Source organism: Corynebacterium striatum (genome assembly GCF_016728105.1).
GTDB lineage: Bacteria > Actinomycetota > Actinomycetes > Mycobacteriales > Mycobacteriaceae > Corynebacterium > Corynebacterium striatum.
In genome coordinates this window covers 253967-273565 of the sequence record NZ_CP068158.1, presented here as the reverse complement: position 1 = coordinate 273565, position 19599 = coordinate 253967, and the positions used below count along the sequence as shown (strand labels likewise).

Genomic DNA, 19599 nt, shown 5'->3' with positions numbered 1-19599 from the left:
GCCTAAAAGGAGAAAAAGAGTAACGTATTCGGCCGAAGTAAAGGAGTATGTGTGCGAGTTCTCGTTGCGATGTCAGGTGGCGTCGATTCCTCGGTGGCTGCAGCCCGAGCGGTGGAGGCAGGCCACGACGTCGTGGGCGTGCACTTGGCCCTACATAAGGATGCTCAGCAGACCCGTGAGAAGGCGCGAGGCTGCTGCTCCTTGGAGGACTCTGCAGACGCGCGTCGCATCTGTGACAAGCTGGGCATTCCTTTCTACGTGTGGGATTTTTCCGAGCAGTTTAAAGAGGAGGTCATCGGGGACTTCGTGGATTCTTATGCCCGGGGCGAGACGCCGAATCCTTGTCTGCGGTGCAACGAGAAGATCAAGTTCCGGGCGCTGCTCCAAAAGGGCATGGCGCTCGGCTTCGATGCCGTAGCCACGGGCCATTACGCCACGCTTGACGACGCCGGCTACATGCGCCGTTCCAAGGACGAGAACAAGGATCAGTCCTATGTTCTCGGCGTGATTTCCGCAGAAGAGCTCGAGCATTGCTACTTCCCGATTGGTGATACCCCAAAGCCGCAGATTCGCGAGGAAGCGGCGCGGCATGGCTTTTCCACAGCGAAGAAGCCCGATTCCTACGACATTTGCTTTATTCCGGATGGCAATACGCAGGCATTTTTGGGCTCCCGAATCGGTTTGCGTCCGGGCATGATCGTGGACCAGGAGGGCCAGGAGCTCAAGCAACATGATGGTGCGTGGAACTACACCATCGGTCAGCGCAAGGGCCTTGACATTAAGGAGCCCACGGCGGACGGGCGCCCGCGCTATGTCACGGATATCGACGCTGCAACAGGAACGGTGACGGTAGGCGCGCGCGAGGATTTGGCGGTTTCAACGATTCAGGCAGATCGCCTGAAGTATCTGCACCCGGCCATGGACGGCGAGCTGGAGTGCGAGGTTCAGGTTCGCGCGCACGGGTCGGTTGTGCCTTGCAAGGCATACGTGGATCGCGATGGCGACAAGATGACGCTGGAGCTGAAAGAACCGCTCTCCGGTGTTGCACGCGGCCAAGCCGCAGTGCTGTACCTGCCAAGCCCCGATGAGCTGGGCGACATCGTCTTGGGTTCCGGAACCATCTGCGGGACGGCATAGTGACGGGCTTTTCGCTGGGGCCGATGCGTGGGGTTTCCATGACGGAGGCTGCCGACATCGTGATGGGCGAGTCTGGGCATCTGCCGGCGATTCCGCAGCTTCCCGAGCGCGGGCTTGGTGCGGATGCCGTGGGCTCTACGGCCGCGCTTTTAGAAGCGGTCAACGTTGACCGCGGCCCACGCGCGTGGCAGATGACCCAGCGCCCACAGCTGATGATGCGACGCACCTGGGATCTGTGGGAGCGTGATTTGGACGCCATCCAAGAGGTATGGGGCGAGTCTGTTCCCGTCTTAAAGATGCAGGTTTTGGGGCCGTGGAGCTTAGCAGCGGCGGTGGAGCTTTCGAATGGACACCGCGTGCTTTCCGACGCCGGTGCTACCCGCGATCTGCATGAAGCCCTGCAGATGGGCATCGCGGATCACGTGGCTAAGTTGCAGCGGCGTTTTCACGGTCAGGTGCGGGTGCAGGTGGATGAGCCTTTGCTTGGCGACGTCCTTACTGGAAAGGTCCCCGGGACCACCGACTTTGACGAGATTCGCGCGGTCCCAGCGGAAGTTGCTCGGGAGAAGCTCAAGGAGTTGGGTGCGGACTATCTCGTTTCGGGGACGCATTGGGAAATCGCCGATGCCGCGGAAACATTCGTGACTGACTTCGTTGGGCTTGACACGGCAAAGAACATCGATGGCCTTGGCGAGTTCTTAAGCGAAGGCAAGCGAATCGGTTTCGCAATCGCGGGTGTCGATGCGCGGGCAGAAGCAGTGGCTGTGGCCCGGCACTTTGACCGCATGGGTATGCCACGTGAGCTGCTGGTGGATGCGGTGGACGTGGTGCCAAGGGAGGCGTCGGCAAGCACGCTGCGCTCGGTCGTGGAGACGGCGGGCATGTTGGTGCGCGACGCCGGTGATCTCTAGCTAGTCGGCCCTGCCGAGTTTGTCGGTGGAGTTGAAGAAGCGCTCCATGTAGGGGATGACGAATTGCAGCTCGCCGTGGGCGGCGGGCTCGATGAGGTCGGCGTCGATAAGCCTTTGGCGCGTTGCCGAAAGCGAGCGGACCGTGCGGCCTTGGCTTTCTGCAATCTCCGTAATCGTGGCGATGCCATCAACGGAAGCACTAGACATCGAGTCAAGGAACTGGCGCTGAGCAGGAGGCAGCGAAGACGCGGCGGGCAAGTGCACTTGAGCGCACAGGATGGAAATGGCTTCGTCGGCAATGCTGTCTACGTCTGAAGCTTCAATCTGGGTCTCGTCGCGGGCGTATGCGCGCTCCCAAGCCAAGGAACCCACCAGCTGAACGAGGTATGGGTAGCCCTTCGACAGCTCGACGGCCTTGCTGATTGCCTCCGATGAGAAATTAAGGCCCGAGTCAGCTGCGGTGGCAGTAAAGGCTTCGGAGGCGTTGCCTGCAGAAAGCGGACCCAGAACGAATCTTTGGGCGCGGCGTAAGAAAGTAACGCCTGGGAGATCGAGCAGGCGGTTGACGCCTTGCGGCAATCCGGCGGCGACAAAGGAAATGTCGAGCTCATAGCGCAGGAGATCCTGGTAGGCCACTGCGATAGAAGTGAGGTCTTCTACTGAGGCGTCTTGAACTTCGTCGATGCTGAGCAGAATTCCGACCCCGCCGATTCCGATGCGGTTGATTTTCCGCTTATCTCGGGGCGCGAGTTGCTCGATCAACCGCGGAATGGTGGTCTCGACGAGCTCCTCGACCATGTTGGTGCGCCCAGAAGCTCGAATGCATATCCAGCCTTGTGCTTTCGCAGAATCCTCCAGTTCATTGAGCAGAACCGTCTTTCCGATACCGCGTGCACCGCTGACGATCATCGTGCGAGCGGAGGCGCCGGCTGGGGACTACAGGGCATTGCGGAATGCATCGAGCACAGCAGTGCGGCCCACCCAATAAAGAGGCGGGACTCCGAAGGTGGGGCGGAAAGGATTACTGCGGGTGCTCGTAGACGGCAAGGCTACCTCAAGATGGGAGATTTTGGAGATTTGGGAGACTTTTCGGAGGTTGGAGATTTGGGAGACTTTCTGTGAAAGGCCGCTTTTCCAGCATAAAGTGCCGTCATTGCTACCAACCGGCTGAAGTGGCCTTCGATACGCTCGAATCTTTTGGTGCTGACTATCTCCACGCTGAACCTTTGTGGGAGATGGCAGCCGCGGCAGGTACTTTCATCACCTTGTTCAAGGGGTTGGAGACTGGGCAGAACATCGACGGCTTGGGCGAACATCTCAGCGAGGGACGCCGCATTGGTTTTGCGATTGCTGGTGAAGATGCTCGTGCGCGACGCGGGGGATCTGTAGGCGTAGCGCGACTGCGCCCGCATAAAGCGCGGTCAGCGCCACGAGCGCATACCACCACCAGATGCTCAGCGAGCTGTTCCAGCCGAGTACACCTCCGAGAAAAGCGACGACGAGCCAGGTTATCACGGCATCGAAAATGCGGTAGCTCGTGATTTTCGGAGCGGTCCAGGACTTCCATATGGACCAGACGATGTTGCAGAGGAAAAATGCGGTGACCAGCAGGGGTAAATAGTCCATCATGGCAGCTCCTTGAAGATGGTTCGCGTGATGTTTTCGGTCCCGGCAGGGGAATCGTTGTTGACGAAGGCTGCGTGGCGAGTGCGTGGGTCAATGATGAGCATCGAGGAATAGCCGTAGGTGCCGCCGTTGTGCCAGAAGCCGCCGCCGTCCTCGACTGGGTTTTCTTGCCAGCCATGGGTGAAGTCGCCGTACGCGAGCATCCACTCGGCAAACTTAGTCATGTCGTGTGCAGTCGAACGGATAGCGCCGGCTGGACCTGTGCCGGGCATCTCCCAGGGTTCGGCGCTTCTGCCGCGATTGGTCAGCCCGCGCGAGGCGTTGTCAGGCACTGCCCCTAGGCTCATGAGGTAAGTCTCCTCCATGCCGGCGGGCTCGAGGATGTTGGATCGTAGGAGCTGCTCGTAGGATTTGCCGGAGGACTCTTCTAGCACCAAGCCCAACAAGGCGTATCCGAGGTTGGAATAGGACTCGGTGCCGCGGCCCGTTAATTTCGCGTCCTTGGCGGCGGAGAGGATGTCTGCCTTGGTCTCGTTGGCGTAGGGATTCTTGCCGCTAAAAGCCGAGGTTAAACTAAGAAAGCTGGTGCCTTGGGCGAGGCGGGGAAGTCCCGAGGTGTGCTCGGTGAGCTCGGTGAGGGTGACGTCGCTAATGGGGGAGTCGCCGGTGTCGAGGACCTCGCCCACCTTGGTTTCGTAGGTCAGATGCTGGCTCTCAACCTCCTGGCGCAGCAGTTCAGCGGTGAACATCTTGGTTACGGAGCCGATTTCGACCTCGGTATGTTCGTCGGCGCCAAGGCCTGCGAAGGAGACCTTGCCGTTCGACAGCGTAAAGGCCGTCAGATTGTGGTGACCGCGCTGTGCATTGTCACGCAGCTTCTGGGCTAGGTCGGTCGAGCCAGTGGCCTCGGTTGCCAGGGCGATGCGGTGAGGGCCTACCAGGACAAGGACGGCTGCTACGAGAGCAGCGACCAGGAATCCGATTGCGAGTTTGCCAATGGAAAAGCTCATTAGTGTGCCTCCACCGCCGTGATGATTGTCATGAGGGGGATGACGCGGGCCGGCCGGATTTCGAAGGCGCCGGACTTGGATTTGGCGATCCACCCGGCGCTGCTGAGTTCGTTGAGGTGGTGATATGCGGTTCCTGTCGAGCTAGCCAGCCCCTCCTGCACAAGGTCGCTGACGCTGGCGGGCGCACACAGGAGGCGACGCAGGATCTCCGCGCGGGTGGGATGTGCGATGGCGCTAAGACGCTTGATGTTTTCTTCCCAAGACTCGTCGGTGACGAATTGGGTGGGGCGCTGCCATTGGTATTTGTACTCGCGATTGCCGATGGTGACGTCGCCGCCAAAGATGACGGAGCCGTCGGGAATGTCGGGCCCTTCTTCGAGGGCCTCGACGAGCCAGTAGCGGGAATCGGAGGTGGGTGCTGGGGGCGGAGTGACCGAGTGCTGCCCTTCGAGAGCCTCGACACGGGCCTCGAGGGCGGCGAGGCGGGCTTCGAGTTGAGGTGCGGAAGTTCTGGAATTCATATTTATAGAATTCCAGAATTTTAAAAATGTCGCAATATTTAGCCAATCATTGGCCAAGCGGTGGAGATGTCGCTTGCGTCCTTACCTTGGCCTTCCAAGTACTTCTTGAAGGACTCGCGGTCCTTGTACCACTCGACGGCCTGGTACTCCATGAGCTCGGTGGTGTCCATTTGGGCCAGTTCTGGGAAGTGCTGACGCACCTGCATCCAGGCGATGCGAGCTGCGGCGAGTGCGTCCGAGGTTGCTTCGTGAGCGTTTTCGAGGGTGACGCCGTAGTGTGCAGAAACGTCGCCAAGCGTGCGCTTGCCCTTGCGCCACTTGTCCTTGACTCGGTCGATGACGAAGGGATCGAAAACCGGACCGTCAACCGTGAAATCGCCCGTGAGTGCGCGCAAAACGGAGAGGTCATAGGCGGCGTTGTAGACGATGAGCGTCAGACCGTCGTCCCACGCCTGACGGATGGAGCGGAGCGTCTCGGCTAGGACTTCGTCGTGTGGCTGGCCCTCCGCGCGTGCCTTTTCAGTGGTGATGCCATGGATCTTGGCGGCTGCCTCGGGGATTTCCACGCCGGGGTCTGCGAGCATTTCGCGTTTGTCGACGTCGCGTCCATCAATGCGCACCAACGCAGAGGTGACGATGCGCGCTTCTTTGGGGTTGACGGAGGTGGTTTCGAGGTCGAAGGAGAGCATGCGGGTGGCGTCGAAGTTCATGTGAAACACTCTAGCGCTTGGATCGGACACGGACTGTGGCACTCGGTGTCGGAGGTGATGACTAGACTGGTTGACCGTGACTAACTCTGCAGAAAACTCCGTAGATATCCAACGAAAGTGGTCCGAGCTTGCGCAAGAAGTGCGTAAGCACCGCGAGCTCTATTACAACGGTGAGCCTTCGATCCCTGATGCTGACTTTGACGAACTGTTTCAGCGCCTGCTCAAGCTTGAGGCAGAGCATCCTGAGTTGGCTGTTCCTGATTCGCCCACCCAACAGGTTGGCGCGGCGCCGGAGGGCGCTGCGGATATTGAGCACTTGGAGCGCCTCTACAGCTTGGACAATGTATTCAATGAATCGGAGATGCAGGATTGGCTCGACCGAACGCCGGCGCAGACGTACCTGACTGAGCTGAAGATTGATGGCCTGTCCATCGACTTGGTCTATCGGGATGGCAAGCTGACCACGGCGGCAACCCGTGGCGACGGCCGCGTGGGAGAGGACATAACCGCCAATGCCAAGGTGATTACGGATATCCCGCACGAGCTAAGCGGCACCGATGAGTATCCTGTGCCGGCGCTGATTGAGGTTCGCGGCGAGGTCTACATGCGCCCTGACGAGTTTGCGGAGATCAACGCGGCGCGCCGCGAGGATGGCAAGCCGACGTTTGCCAACCCGCGTAATGCTGCGGCAGGTGGCCTGCGCATGAAGGACCCCAACGAGGTGAAGAAGCGCCGCCTACACATGGTGTGCCACGGTATTGGCGCACGTGATGGCTTCCAACCAAGCTCCCAACATGATGCCTACCAGGCCTTGGAGGCCTGGGGATTCCCAGTCTCGCCGTACACCAAGCAGGTTAAATCAGCGGCCGCAGTGCAAAAGGAAATCAATCACTGGGCGGAACACCGCCATGACGCCTATTTTGAAATGGACGGCCTCGTGGTCAAGGTCGACGACTTGGCTTCGCAGCGTGCGTTGGGTGCGACGTCCCGCGCGCCGCGTTGGGCCATCGCTTATAAATACCCGCCTGAGGAGGTGACCACCAAGCTGCTGGACATTGAGGTAGGAGTGGGTCGCACGGGCAGGATCACGCCATTCGCGGTGATGGAGCCGGTGTTTGTCTCAGGCTCCACGGTGTCGAAGGCGACCCTCCACAATCAGTTCGAGGTCAAGAACAAGGGCGTGATGATTGGCGATACCATTGTCATCCGCAAGGCCGGCGAGATTATCCCTGAGGTGCTGGGACCGGTTCTGGAGCTGCGGGATGACTCCGTGCACGAGTGGGTATTTCCGGAGAATTGTCCTTCCTGCGGCACCAAGCTGGCACCGCAAAAAGACGGCGACCAAGACTGGCGTTGCCCGAATACACGTAGCTGCCCAGCTCAGCTTTCCGCGCGCCTTGAGTACTTGGCCTCCCGCAAGGGTATGGACATTGAGGCATTGGGGGAGAAGGCCGCGGTAGATCTCATTGAGTCGGGCGTGCTTGTTGACGAAGCGGATCTTTTCGACCTCGACGAAGAAAAGCTTCTGAAGTCCTCTGCCTATACGACAAAAGCAGGCAAGCTCAACGCGCAAGGCAAGAAGCTGTTGAAGAACTTGGAAAGCGCGCGGCAGACTGATTTTTGGCGAGTGCTTGTCAGCCTGTCCATTCGCCACGTTGGCCCGATTGCAGCGCGTGCACTGGCCACTAGGTATCGCTCGATGGAGGCGCTGCGGGCAGCGTCGGAAAGCGACCTCGCGGATACCGACGGCGTAGGCGGGATCATCGCGGCGTCGTTTAAAGCGTGGTTCGAGGAAGATTGGCATCGCAACATCGTCGAGAAGTGGGCTGCCGCAGGCGTGACCATGGAGGATACCGCTACGGAGCAACACGAGCAGACCCTGGAAGGCTTGACCATCGTGGTGACGGGCACGCTGGAGAACTTCTCTCGCGACTCGGCCAAGGAGGCCATCATTACGCGCGGCGGCAAGGCGTCGGGCTCGGTGTCCAAGAAAACGGACTACGTGGTGGTCGGTGAGAACGCTGGTTCTAAGGAAACCAAGGCGCGTGAGCTGGGTCTTACCATCCTGGATGAAGCCGGATTCCAGCGCTTGTTGGAGACGGGTGAAGCTTAGGCGATGAAGCTGGCGGCCTTTGACCTGGACGGCACCGTCTACTTCGACGGAAGTGTGCCTGATGGCATTGCGGAGGAAATCGCCGCTTGGCGTGCCGCCGGCAACTTAGCGGTGGTGACCACGGGCAAGTCTGCATTCTCTGCGCGCCGCGACTTGCGTGGCTCGGGGCTCGAATTTGATTACTACCTGCTGTGTAACGGGACCGTCATCATGGACGGCGAGTGGAACCTGCTCTATGAAAGCCACGTGCCACCGGCGGTGGTCGAAGCGGTTTATACCAAGCTTCACGACGTCCCGGCTATCGACCTGTATTGCACGCGGCTGCGTGAGCGTGACGGGGCGCTGCTGCGCAAGGTAGAAGGGTTGCACAACCCGATTATTAAAGACCCAGTTCCGGTTGAGCTTAACGCTGGTGTCTTTCCGTTGGTGGCGGTGTGGACGCCGGGGCAGAAGAACCTGCAGCTGGAGATCGCCTCGTGGGTGCGGCAGCGCTTCGACGTTGGTACGGCGATGAACCGGAATTTCTTCGATATCACGCCGCCGGGCCATGACAAGGGGTTCGCTATCAACTGGTTGCTCGAGTACCTGCACCGCCCCCGTGCCGAGATGCAGGTGATCACCTTTGGCGATGGACACAACGACCTGCCCATGCATGCGCTTGCCGACGTCTCGGTAACCTTTCCGTGGGCCGCGCCTGAGGTGCAGGCGGCATGCGATGTTGTTGCCGAAGACGTGATCACGGCCTTGAGGGGCCTAGAAAACTAATGCGGCTCTTTGCGCAACTAGCGCAGGAATGCCCCCAAGATAGTTCCCAAGTGTCCAAGGTGCTCGACCTCTGATGCGAGGTAGTCAGGTCCACCGACGCGGCCCATTACGATGACGTAGTCGGTGCCAACGAGGGGGGCAGCGGCTAGTGCAGAATCAAGGAGTGCCCAGGACTCAGGGATCCAGTCCTCGCGCTCAGGGTGAAGGACTCGGGCGGTGTCTACGGCGATGCTAGTGGGGATGGAGCCGTCATCTTCTGGTGCGGCATCGGAGCCAGCCACGCGGCTGATGGGGGCATTGATGTTGATTACGATGGCCCAGTTAGAGGTAAGTGCCTTCGGGATTGCAGCGCATACTTCCTGCATAGCGGCGGTGACGTTGTTCTTGGAAGCGACGTCGGCAAGCAAGCTAATCTGGCCGCGGCGGTCGACGCGGCCACTAAATGGTCGGATGGAGTCGATCTCTACGCCGTCGACGCCTTGCGCGGCTGTAATAATCTCATCCGCCATGGTCCCTTGCGGAAGTTCGATGACAATGTCATCCATGACAGTTCCGTCGGGGAAGTTTTCCACGATGTCTACCGATTGAATATTGGCATTGACGTTGCCTAACGCGTCCGCCAGCAAGCCTAAACTGCCAGGTGTGTCTGGAATGAGGACGCGTACGAGGAAGGACATGACTAACTTTCGGTAGGAGGAATAGTTTTTACCATCGTACAAGCCGCAATTGACGCTGTTCAATAAAGACGCGGGTGTATCCATATCGTTACCTGCAGGTGGGACTGGTGCTGTGGTGTCCGGTTGGGTGCAGTAACATGGTGCGATAGCTACAAGCATGTAACCAATCACGTCTGTGAATAAAAGGATGGAGAACGCGTGTCTGAGATTTCGCGTGAAGAGGTCGCGCACCTGGCTAAGCTGTCGCGCCTCGCGCTGAGCGACGAAGAGCTGGAGCAGTTTGCGACGCAGATCGACAAGATTGTCGATTCCGTGTCTGCCGTGGGCAAGGTCGATGCCGAGGGTGTTGAGCCGATGTCCCACCCGCACTCCGTTGTTGCCCCGATGCGTGAGGACGTCATTGTTCGCACGCTGACCGCCGAGCAGGCTCTGGACCAGGCTCCGGCTGCAGAGGATGAGCGTTTCGTAGTACCGCAGATTCTGGGTGGAGGAGACGAATAATGGCTACTTTTATCGCTCCAACCGAGGGAGTTCTGTCCATGACCGCTGCGGAGCTGGCGGAGAAGATTCACTCCCGCGAGCTGACGTCGCGCGAGGTTACCCAGGCTTTCTTGGACCGCATCGCGGAGACCGATGGCGAGCTCAACGCGTTCCTGTACGTCGGTGCAGAGCAGGCGCTCGCTACCGCCGACGCTGTCGATAAGGCACTCGACGCGGGGGAGAAGCCGGCGTCAGCTCTAGCTGGCGTGCCATTGGCACTTAAGGACCTTCTGGTTACCACCGACGCACCGACCACCGCAGCATCCAAGATGCTCGAAGGCTGGATGTCTCCTTATGACGCCACACTGGTCACCAAGCTGCGCGAGGCAGGCATCCCGATCCTGGGCAAGACGAACCTGGACGAGTTCGCCATGGGTTCTTCCAATGAGAACTCCGCTTATGGCCCAGCCCATAACCCGTACGATACTGACCGCACCCCGGGCGGTTCTGGCGGCGGCACCGCCGCTGCACTGGCTGCGGGCCAGGCACCGCTGGGCATTGGTACCGATACCGGTGGATCCATTCGTCAGCCGGCCGCCCTGACCAACACCGTTGGCGTGAAGCCGACCTACGGCACCGTGTCCCGTTACGGCCTGATCGCCGCCGCATCTTCGCTGGACCAGGCTGGTCCGACCGCTCGCACGGTTCTGGATACTGCACTGCTGCACGAGATCATCGCGGGCCACGATTCCTTCGATGCCACCTCGGTGGACAAGCCGGTTGCTCCGGTTGTCGCTGCTGCCCGCGAGGGTGCTAACGGCGACCTCTCGGGCGTGAAGGTTGGCCTCATCAAGCAGTTCGAGCGCGATGGCTGGCAGCCGGGCGTCATGGAGGCTTACCACGCCGCGGTAGAGCAGCTCAAGGCGCAGGGCGCGGAGATTGTCGAGGTGGACTGCCCACACTTTGATGATGCGCTGGCCGCTTACTACCTGATCATGCCGTGCGAGGTTTCCTCAAACCTCGCTCGCTTCGATGGCATGCGTTACGGCCTGCGTGAAGGCGACGACGGCACGCACTCTGCTGAAGAGGTCATGTCCCTCTCGCGTGCTAAGGGCTTTGGTCCCGAGGTCAAGCGCCGCATCATGCTGGGCACCTACGCGCTGTCCGTGGGTTACTACGACGCGTACTACCTGCAGGCACAGCGTGTGCGTACCCTCATTGCGCAGGACTTTACCAAGGCATTTGAGCAGGTTGACGTCCTAGTTTCCCCAACCACTCCGACCACGGCCTTCAAGCTGGGCGAGAAGGTTGAGGATCCGATGGCGATGTACAACTTCGACCTGTGCACCCTGCCATTGAACCTGGCTGGCGTGTGCGGCATGTCCGTTCCTTCCGGCTTGGCGTCGGACACGAACCTGCCCACCGGTCTGCAGATCATGGCGCCAGCGTTTGCCGACGATCGCCTCTACAAGGTTGGCGCGGCATACGAGGCTGGCCGAAAGTAGCGGCGATGCCTGAGCAAGACTGGACCGAGGGCTTCCGGGCAGGTTATGCCGCCGGATTCTCTGATGGGTTCCGTGCGGCACGTGAGGCTCTTTCTTCTGGCGAGCTCGCACCCGCTGCGGTGCCACACAAGCATGTTGCTAAGAAGCGGTATGGCACCGCCACCGTGACAGGCAAGCAGCAGCTTTCAGTCGATATGATTCGGGTCTTTGCTCAGGCGCCCGATATGGTCGGTCTTTCCTTAGACAAGACGGATCACTACATCAAGATTTTCTTCGGTGAGCAGACGCGTTCGTACACGTTGCGCAAGGTGGACACCGCCACCGGAGAGATCGCGATCGACTTCTTCTTCCACGGTGATGTTGGGGTGGCAGGACCATGGGCGCGTGATGTGCACGTGGGAGAAACGTTTTCTTATAAGGGGCCAGGCGGCAAGTGGTCACCGACGACACCGCTGCCCGGGGTTCAAGAGTTTGTGTTTGCTGGCGACGAGTCGGCGGCACCAGCGATTGCGTGTGGCCTGGAGAGGATTCCGGCTGGGGCGAGCGCAACTGCCTACGTGGAGGTCGCAGCACCGGGCCACGAGATTCCGATGCCGGAGGGCTCGTCGGTGGTGTGGCTGTACCGGGAGGGTAAGCCGGCAGGGCAGGCGCTTGTCGACGCCCTGCGTGAACACAACGTAAAGCACGCGCGTACGGCCTGGTTCGTGCGTGGGCCGTCGAGCATAGTGAAGGATGCGCGGCGCTACCTGTTCCGGGAGAGGGGCGTCGCTAAGCAGGATGCGTCGATCTCTGGATACTGGAAGAACCGGCGATAGGGTTTTGAGCGCACGCGTTGTTTGAGGGTGGGGCACACTGTAAGAGAGATGAATAAGGCGCCCTCGGCCGCCCTCGCTACTTTAAGGGTGGCTGACAGGGCGCCTTATTTGGTTTGCTACTTAACTCCTAGGCTGTCGCCGAAGTTACTTTGCATCTGAAAGGAAGTATGCAGCGCCCGCAGAGGCTGCAGTCACGGTAAGGACAGACGGCCACGCTCCGATCTTCTTAGCGAGGGGGTGGGAAGCGCCGAATGCGCCGAGGTAGAGCGCAGACAGAGCGGCAGTGGTGGCAGGATTGGTCTTGTCGAGCCAGGAACGGCCGGCCCAGATGCCCGCCGCGCCGAGGATTACGCCACCGAGAGGGCGGATACCCGTTTCTTTGGCGGTTACCCAGCCGCCGATGAGGCCAAGGGCAACGGTGGTTGCGGTGGATACTTGCTTTGGTTTCTTTACATCAATCATGGACATGGGGTCAGTTTAGGCTTCCTTTTGGGGAGATGGCTAGACTTCCCGGCATGACAGTGCCCACTTTTGCAGCCGTCTCAGAGGTGCCACCGGAACGCGATGCGTGGCGCGCGATGTTCGCGCTTTCCCTGGGATTTTTCGTCTCCCTGTTGGATCAATCGATGATTGCGGTGGCCCTCCCTCGCATTCAGGCTGATTTGTCAGCCAACGTCAATGAGGTTCTGTGGGTCTCAGCCATTTACTTGCTAGCGGTGGTCGTGCCACTGTTGTTCACGGGTCGCTTGGGAGACGTCTTCGGACAAAAGAAGATGTTCCAGTGTGGAGTGAGTTTGTTTGGTATCGGCGCGCTGATGTGCGCGCTGGCGCCAAATATCCAGATATTGATTGCAGCCCGTGCGGTGCAGGGTATTGGTGCTTCGTTGCAGATGCCGCAGACGATGGCGGTTATTAATCGCGTGTTCGCGCGTGAACGCCGCGGCCGCGCGCTGGGCGCCTGGGGTGTTATTGGTTCGGTTGCTTCGCTGACTGGACCATTGCTGGGTGGCTTTTTGGTCGGTGCATTCGGCTGGCAAGCGGTCTTTTGGGTGCACATGCCTTTCGTTATCGCTGCCGTGGTGCTTTCGGCAATTTGGGTACCCGTGCTCCAGACGACGTCTCGCAAGATCGATGTGCTGTCGGTATTTGTTTCCTTTCTCGCCCTGACGGCGCTGGTGTTTGGAATACAGCAGGGTCCGGCAACGGGATGGCCGGTGTGGATTTGGGCGCTGTTAGCGTTTGGGTGCCTCGCGTTGGCGGGGTTCATGTGCTTGCAGGCAACAGCAGCTGCACGAGGAACAGAGCCGCTAGTGCCATTGCAGCTCTTTGCAGATAGGAATTACTCGGTAGGCAGCGTGGCCATCGTGACAATGGGCTTTATGGCGGCCTCGATGATGTTGCCCATCATGCTCTGGCTGCAGAACGAAAAGGGTATGCCGGCGGGGACAGCGGGAATCATCGTCGCTCCAATGGCGATTGTTTCGCTGGTGGTCTCGCCATTGGCGGGCATCTTGGCTGACCGCTTGGACCCGCGGCGCTTGGCGATGACCGGATTTAGCATCCTGGTGGCATCGTTTGGCGCGGCGTTTGCGGTCATCATCAGTGACGTTTCTGCGTGGTGGATGTGTGCTCCTATCGCCTTGCTTGGTTTCGGGCAGTCCTTCATCTGGGGCTCGAATGCTGCGACGACCATGCGCGACGTTGCGCCGGAACTCATGGGCGCTGCTTCGGGCGTGTACAACACCTCGCGCCAAGTGGGGTCGGTGCTCGGCGTTGCTGGGGTGTCTGCGGCGCTGCAAGCGGCGGGGATTGCCACATCGTTATGGGTGATTGTCGCGGTGCTTGCCGTGGGACTATGCGCCTCGCTCTTCTTCAGAGACACCCTGCACGGTGCGGGCGCGGCCCATCAGGGGTAAGTTGGAGAATATGCGCCTTGCTGTACTTACCTCCGGCGGCGACTGCCCCGGACTGAATGCTGTTATCCGCGCGGTCGTTCGCACCGCTTCCAACGAATTTGGCTCCACCGTCGTGGGCTACGAGGACGGATGGGTAGGCCTCATGGAGGACCGCCGTCGCGATCTTTACGACGATGCCGAGATCGACCGTATCCTCCTGCGAGGCGGTACCATCCTCGGCACGGGTCGCCTGCACCCAGACAAGTTCAAGGCTGGGCTGGACACCATCAAGACCAACATGGCGGATGCGGGTGTTGACGCATTGGTCGCCATCGGTGGCGAGGGAACGCTCAAGGGCGCCAAGTGGCTGTCCGACAACGGAATCCCGGTTATCGGCGTTCCGAAGACCATTGATAACGACGTTAACGCTACGGACTACACCTTTGGTTTCGATACCGCAGTATCCGTGGCTACTGACGCTATCGACCGCCTGCACACCACTGCTGAGTCCCATGACCGTATCCTCATCGTCGAGGTCATGGGCCGTCACGTGGGTTGGATCGCATTGCATGCCGGCATGGCTGGTGGCGCTCATTACACGGTTATCCCAGAGGTTCCATTTGACATCGCTGAGATCACCAAAGCTATGGAGCGCCGCTTCCAGATGGGCGAGAAGTACGGAATCATCTGCGTGGCTGAGGGTGCGCTGCCGAAGGAAGGCACCATGGAGTTCGAGGAAGGCGGGGTAGACCAGTTCGGTCACCAGACTTTCAACGGCATTGGCCAAGTCATCGGCGATGAAATCAAGAAGCGTACGGGCTACGACGTTCGTACCACCGTTCTTGGCCACATCCAGCGTGGCGGTACGCCGACTGCCTACGACCGCGTTCTGGCTACCCGTTACGGCGTGCACGCCGCTCGTGCCGCTCACGAGGGCAAGTCCGGTATGTGTGTCGCTTTGCATGGCGAGAACATCGATCTTGTTCCGCTCGAAGAGGCAGTGGGCAAGCTTAAGACGGTTCCGCCAAAGCGTTATGCCAATGCCCAAGCGTTGTTTGGCTAAATAGGACGTATATAAAAATGTCACCGCGCCTGTGCGGTGACATTTTTCGTTTTGCCTAGAAGTGGATGCGAGGTAGTGCGCAACCGTATCGGCCATCCTAGGGGAATGCATGCGCGTTCGTGGCTTCATACTAAGATGGCACCCATGACTGCTGCGATGTATGACCTGATGGACTACGACGAGGTCCTTGAAAAGTTTGAACCCGTGATGGGTATGGAAGTTCACGTGGAGCTCAACACGGAGACCAAGATGTTTTCGACATCGCCGACGAACTTCAATGCGGCTCCTAACTCCAACGTAGACCCAGTTTCCTTGGGTCTGCCGGGCGCACTGCCGGTTGTGAACTCTAAGGGCGTCGAAGGCGCTATCAAGATTGGTCTCGCGCTCAACTGCAAGATTGCTGAATCTTCACGCTTTGCTCGCAAGAACTACTTCTACCCAGACCAGCCAAAGAACTACCAGATTTCCCAGTACGATGAGCCTATCGCGTACGACGGTTACCTAGACGTCGTGCTGGAGGATGGCACCGAGTGGCGTGTGGAGATCGAGCGCGCACACATGGAGGAAGATACCGGCAAGCTAACCCACATCGGTGGCGCTACCGGCCGTATCCATGGTGCGACGAGCTCCCTGGTTGACTGCAACCGTGCAGGCATCCCGCTTATTGAGATCGTCACCAAGCCGATCATTGGTGCGGGTGAGCGCGCCCCAGAGGTAGCTAAGGCATATGTTTCTGCACTTCGCGAGCTCGTCGCAGCGCTCGGCGTTTCTGACGCGCGCATGGACCAGGGCTCGATGCGTGTGGACTCCAACCTTTCCCTGCGCCCGATTGGCCAGGAGGAGTTTGGTACCCGTACCGAGACCAAGAACATCAACTCGCTGAAATCCGTCGAGCAGGCAGTGCGCTACGAGATGCAGCGCCAGGCTCAGGTCATCACCGACGGCGGCGAAATCGTGCAGGAGACCCGCCACTACCAAGAAGCTGACGGATCCACCTCTAAGGGCCGTCCGAAGGAGACCGCTGAGGACTACCGCTACTTCAACGATCCGGACCTTCCGCCGGTTATCGTCTCCCGTGACTGGGTCGAAGAGATCCGCAAGACCCTTCCGGAGATGCCGTGGATTCGCCGCGCCCGCATCCAAGAGGAGTGGGGCCTTAAGGATGAGGAGATGCGCGACCTGGTAAACGCCGGTGCGCTTGACCTTATCGTCGCTACTGCCGAAGCCGGTGCAAAGCCGGACGAGGCTCGTTCTTGGTGGGTTTCTTACCTGACTGGTAAGGCGAACGAGGCCGGTATCGAGCTGGCCGAGCTCGCAATCACCCCGGAGCAGGTCGCACGGGTTGTGGCTTTGGTTAACGAGGGCAAGCTGACGAATAAGCTTGCTCGCCAGGCTGTCGACGGCGTCTTGGCAGGCGAGGGTGACGTTGATGAGGTCGTCGCAAAGCGCGGGCTCGAGGTTGTGCGTGACGACGGTGCCATTGAGGCAGCCGTGGACGAGGCACTTGCCGCTAACCCAGACATCGTTGAGAAGTACAAGGCCGGCAACACCAAGGTCACCGGCGCAATCGTGGGTGCAGTCATGAAGGCCACCCGCGGTAAGGCTGACCCGGCACAGGTCAACAAGCTGATTGCGGAGAAGCTTAAGTAAATAACTGGGTGCCTTTGCACCTTCGCTACATGGGGACGATTTCCATTAAGCGCTGATAATGAAAATTGGCGTAGGATCGTCCCCATGCCCATTAAGACAAAAGCTCTGCAAAAGACCGCGCCCGATGCGCCTTTCAAGGTAGTAGATATCGAGCGCCGCGATCCTCGTGAAGACGACGTTGTTATCGATATTAAGGCTGCTGGCATCTGTCACTCCGATATCCACACCATTCGCAACGAGTGGGGAGAGGCCCACTTTCCGCTGACGGTGGGCCATGAAATCGCGGGCGTAGTTTCCGCAGTCGGAGATAAGGTCACCAAGTTTAAGGTCGGCGACCGTGTGGGCGTTGGCTGCCTCGTGAACTCCTGCGGCGAGTGCGAGCAGTGCCAGGCCGGAATGGAACAAAACTGCCTTAATGGTGGCGTCGGAACGTATAACTCTAAGGACGTGGACGGCACCATCACTCAAGGTGGTTACGCCCAGAAAGTCGTGGTTAATGAGAACTTCGTCCTGAACATCCCTGACTCCCTTGACTTCGACGTCGCGGCACCTTTGCTGTGCGCAGGTATTACTACGTATTCGCCGCTGGCTCGCTGGAACGTGCAGGAAGGCGACAAGGTCGCGATTGTGGGCCTTGGTGGTTTGGGCCACATGGGCGTCCAGATTGCTGTAGCCAAGGGTGCTGACGTAACTGTTCTTTCTCGTACCTCCCGAAAGGAGAAGGAAGCAAAGGAACTTGGTGCGGCTCGCATTCTTGCGACGAATGAAGAGGAAGACTTCTTCAAGAACCATCGCGGCGAGTTCGACTTCATCCTGTCTACGATTTCTGCGCAATACGACCTAGAGGCTTACCTAGGGTTGCTGAAACCACGCGGCATTATGTCCGTTGTTGGCTTGCCACCAGAGGCGCTGTCGCTGCGTATGAACCGCATCATTGGCGGTGGCAAGGTGCTCACCGGTAACAACATCGGCGGCATTGCGGAAACCCAGGAGATGCTGGATTTCTGTGCCGAACACGGCTTTGGCGCAGTGATTGAAAAGGTCAGCGTCGACGAGGTCGATGCGGCGTATGACCGCGTGGTCGCGGGTGATGTGAAGTTCCGGTTCGTTATCGATACGGAGACCTTCCCGGCCTAGGAGCCGGGCCTTGGTGCATTCCCCACGGGATGAGGTACGTCACGCTTTTTATGGAAGCGGCGTAATCTCACCCCGTTCTTTAACGTCATAACGTGCGGCTTTCCGTATCGTGGAAAGGGACTATCGTCTATCAAGTAAGGCAATGAGACACCCGTGTCTTTGAAAAATATCCTGTCCATTTCTTTGTCCTTTGTTGGCCTCCTCGTCGGTGCTGGGTTTGCCACTGGCCAGGAAGTCGTGCAGTACTTCACGTCCTTCGGCCTGTCCGGCGTGTGGGGAATTATTGTCGCCGGCATCGTTATGACGCTTGCGGGCACCGTGTTCCTTCAGCTGGGAAGCTACTTCCACGCTTCTGAGCACAATCAGGTCTTCCGCGAGGTAACTCACCCATTCATCTCGCGAGTCTTGGACGTGGCTGTCATTTTGACGCTCTTTGCCGTGGGCTTCGTGATGCTCGCCGGCGCGGGTTCCAACATGGAACAACAATTCGGCTGGCCTGCTTGGGTTGGTTCTTTGCTGATGCTGGTCATGGTGATTGCCGTGGGCATGATGGACGTCAGTAAGGTTTCCCAGGTGATTGGCTTGCTGACTCCGACCATCATCATCGCGGTCATCGGTGTTGGTATCTATACTGCGCTGAATATGCCGGCAGACCCGAGCGCGGCCATCGCAGCATCCGCAGAAATCGAGTCACCAATCTCTAACTGGCTGGTATCCGCGCTCAACTACAACGGTCTGGCTCTGATTCTGGCCGTGTCCATGTCCCTTGTTATTGGCGGCGACAACATTAGCCCGCGTGAGGCTGGCTGGGGCGGCGTCGTCGGCGGCGCTCTCTATTCGGTACTCATGGGCGTTGCCGGGTTTGCATTGCTCATGAACTCCGAGATGCTCGGGGACTCTGATATTCCGATGTTGACCTTGGTGGATTCCATTCACCCAGTGCTCGGCGTGATCATGGCGGTCATCATTTATCTGATGATCTTTAATACCGCGATCGGAATGTTCTACGCCCTGGGTAAGCGCCTTTCCTCCGGACATGAAGCCCGCTACCGCATCATCTTTATTGTTGGTTGTGTTGCTGGTTTCGCGGTGTCCTTCGCCGGCTTTAAGACGCTGATGCAATACGTGTACCCGGTTCTTGGTTACATGGGCATTGTCCTAGTCTTCATCTTGGCGGTGGCGTGGCTCAAATCGCTCGGCCAGATTAAGGATGAGGGCATACGTCGTGAGCGAATCCGCGCACTGCTGCACCTGAAGCTGCACCCGGACAAGGAATATGATGCGGAGCGCTTTGACGACGAGCTCGGCCAGCACATCGTTGACTCCAACATGGAGGATGAGGCGCTTTTCGACGACCTTGCTTACGAGGTCGCCGAGTCTCTCGACAGCGATGACGACGTTGATTTCGATAAGGAAGTGTGGGAGGAAAACCGCAACGATGCTTCCTTCTATACCGAGCGTGACGCTGTAGAAACAGATCGCACGGAGGAAGAGATCAAGGCCTGGATCGAAGAAACGGGCGCATCCGGAGACCCGGAGGAACCCGTTGAAGAAGCTACCGAAGGGGAAGAAGTCGCGAAATAG

19 protein-coding genes are annotated in these 19599 nt (G+C 59.0%); 12 read left to right on the top strand and 7 right to left on the bottom strand.

Annotated features, from left to right (window positions below):
• The first annotated feature begins 51 nt into the window (after window positions 1–51).
• Window positions 52–1137, top strand: a complete 1086-nt coding sequence (gene mnmA, locus I6I72_RS01310; protein WP_049063735.1) for a tRNA 2-thiouridine(34) synthase MnmA — start codon at window positions 52–54, stop codon at window positions 1135–1137.
• Entirely contained in the window at window positions 1137–2048 is a 912-nt protein-coding gene (locus I6I72_RS01305; protein WP_005532100.1) for a uroporphyrinogen decarboxylase/cobalamine-independent methonine synthase family protein, read from the top strand. The genes mnmA and I6I72_RS01305 overlap by 1 nt, the downstream gene beginning before the upstream one ends.
• On the opposite strand, the gene I6I72_RS01300 is transcribed toward I6I72_RS01305, so the two are convergent.
• From I6I72_RS01300 to I6I72_RS01280, 5 genes are all read right to left on the bottom strand, one after another.
• Window positions 2049–2957, bottom strand: a complete 909-nt coding sequence (locus I6I72_RS01300) for an ATP-binding protein (protein ID WP_065420388.1) — start codon at window positions 2955–2957, stop codon at window positions 2049–2051.
• A gap of 408 nt (window positions 2958–3365) precedes the next feature.
• Window positions 3366–3677 (bottom strand): hypothetical protein, encoded by a 312-nt coding sequence (locus I6I72_RS01295; protein WP_049063734.1) that lies wholly within the window; start codon window positions 3675–3677, stop codon window positions 3366–3368.
• Window positions 3674–4684 (bottom strand): serine hydrolase domain-containing protein, encoded by a 1011-nt coding sequence (locus I6I72_RS01290; protein WP_201807315.1) that lies wholly within the window; start codon window positions 4682–4684, stop codon window positions 3674–3676. The genes I6I72_RS01295 and I6I72_RS01290 overlap by 4 nt, the downstream gene beginning before the upstream one ends.
• Complete coding sequence (locus I6I72_RS01285; RefSeq protein ID WP_049063732.1) at window positions 4684–5205, bottom strand: ArsR/SmtB family transcription factor; 522 nt, start codon at window positions 5203–5205, stop codon at window positions 4684–4686. The genes I6I72_RS01290 and I6I72_RS01285 overlap by 1 nt, the downstream gene beginning before the upstream one ends.
• Window positions 5206–5243: 38 nt before the next feature.
• The gene (locus I6I72_RS01280; RefSeq protein WP_046645560.1) at window positions 5244–5915 is read right to left on the bottom strand and encodes a 3'-5' exonuclease; all 672 of its coding nucleotides are present in this window, start codon (window positions 5913–5915) and stop codon (window positions 5244–5246) included.
• Between the two features lie 76 nt (window positions 5916–5991).
• On the opposite strand from I6I72_RS01280, the gene ligA reads away from it, so the two are divergent.
• Both ligA and I6I72_RS01270 read left to right on the top strand, forming a co-directional pair.
• On the top strand, window positions 5992–8028 hold the full coding sequence (gene ligA, locus I6I72_RS01275; protein WP_165033284.1) for an NAD-dependent DNA ligase LigA: 2037 nt from the start codon (window positions 5992–5994) through the stop codon (window positions 8026–8028).
• 3 nt (window positions 8029–8031) lie between these two features.
• Window positions 8032–8793, top strand: coding sequence for an HAD family hydrolase (locus I6I72_RS01270; RefSeq protein WP_049063727.1), 762 nt, complete (start codon window positions 8032–8034; stop codon window positions 8791–8793).
• Window positions 8794–8810: 17 nt separating this feature from the next.
• Here I6I72_RS01270 and I6I72_RS01265 read toward each other — a convergent pair whose 3' ends face one another.
• A complete protein-coding gene (locus tag I6I72_RS01265) occupies window positions 8811–9470 on the bottom strand; it encodes an ACT domain-containing protein (protein ID WP_046645562.1) in 660 nt (219 codons plus the stop codon).
• A 198-nt stretch (window positions 9471–9668) separates the two neighbouring features.
• Between I6I72_RS01265 and gatC the strand changes: the two genes are divergently transcribed.
• The 3 genes from gatC to I6I72_RS01250 are packed head-to-tail and all read left to right on the top strand — an operon-like array spanning window position 9669 to window position 12270.
• Complete coding sequence (gene gatC, locus I6I72_RS01260; protein WP_005532113.1) at window positions 9669–9971, top strand: Asp-tRNA(Asn)/Glu-tRNA(Gln) amidotransferase subunit GatC; 303 nt, start codon at window positions 9669–9671, stop codon at window positions 9969–9971.
• Window positions 9971–11455: an Asp-tRNA(Asn)/Glu-tRNA(Gln) amidotransferase subunit GatA gene (gene gatA, locus I6I72_RS01255; protein WP_049063725.1), complete on the top strand. Its 1485-nt coding sequence runs from the start codon at window positions 9971–9973 to the stop codon at window positions 11453–11455. The genes gatC and gatA overlap by 1 nt, the downstream gene beginning before the upstream one ends.
• Window positions 11456–11460: 5 nt before the next feature.
• Window positions 11461–12270: a siderophore-interacting protein gene (locus tag I6I72_RS01250; RefSeq protein WP_005532116.1), complete on the top strand. Its 810-nt coding sequence runs from the start codon at window positions 11461–11463 to the stop codon at window positions 12268–12270.
• A gap of 144 nt (window positions 12271–12414) precedes the next feature.
• On the opposite strand, the gene I6I72_RS01245 is transcribed toward I6I72_RS01250, so the two are convergent.
• Window positions 12415–12738: a hypothetical protein gene (locus I6I72_RS01245; protein ID WP_005532119.1), complete on the bottom strand. Its 324-nt coding sequence runs from the start codon at window positions 12736–12738 to the stop codon at window positions 12415–12417.
• A gap of 47 nt (window positions 12739–12785) precedes the next feature.
• Between I6I72_RS01245 and I6I72_RS01240 the strand changes: the two genes are divergently transcribed.
• From I6I72_RS01240 to I6I72_RS01220, 5 genes are all read left to right on the top strand, one after another.
• Window positions 12786–14186 (top strand): DHA2 family efflux MFS transporter permease subunit, encoded by a 1401-nt coding sequence (locus I6I72_RS01240; RefSeq protein WP_049063761.1) that lies wholly within the window; start codon window positions 12786–12788, stop codon window positions 14184–14186.
• 10 nt (window positions 14187–14196) lie between these two features.
• Window positions 14197–15228, top strand: a complete 1032-nt coding sequence (locus I6I72_RS01235; RefSeq protein WP_034657607.1) for an ATP-dependent 6-phosphofructokinase — start codon at window positions 14197–14199, stop codon at window positions 15226–15228.
• Window positions 15229–15372: 144 nt separating this feature from the next.
• Window positions 15373–16878, top strand: a complete 1506-nt coding sequence (gene gatB / locus I6I72_RS01230) for an Asp-tRNA(Asn)/Glu-tRNA(Gln) amidotransferase subunit GatB (protein WP_049063723.1) — start codon at window positions 15373–15375, stop codon at window positions 16876–16878.
• Window positions 16879–16962: 84 nt separating this feature from the next.
• Window positions 16963–18015 (top strand): NAD(P)-dependent alcohol dehydrogenase, encoded by a 1053-nt coding sequence (locus tag I6I72_RS01225; RefSeq protein WP_049063722.1) that lies wholly within the window; start codon window positions 16963–16965, stop codon window positions 18013–18015.
• 153 nt (window positions 18016–18168) lie between these two features.
• A complete protein-coding gene (locus I6I72_RS01220) occupies window positions 18169–19599 on the top strand; it encodes a YkvI family membrane protein (RefSeq protein WP_046645567.1) in 1431 nt (476 codons plus the stop codon).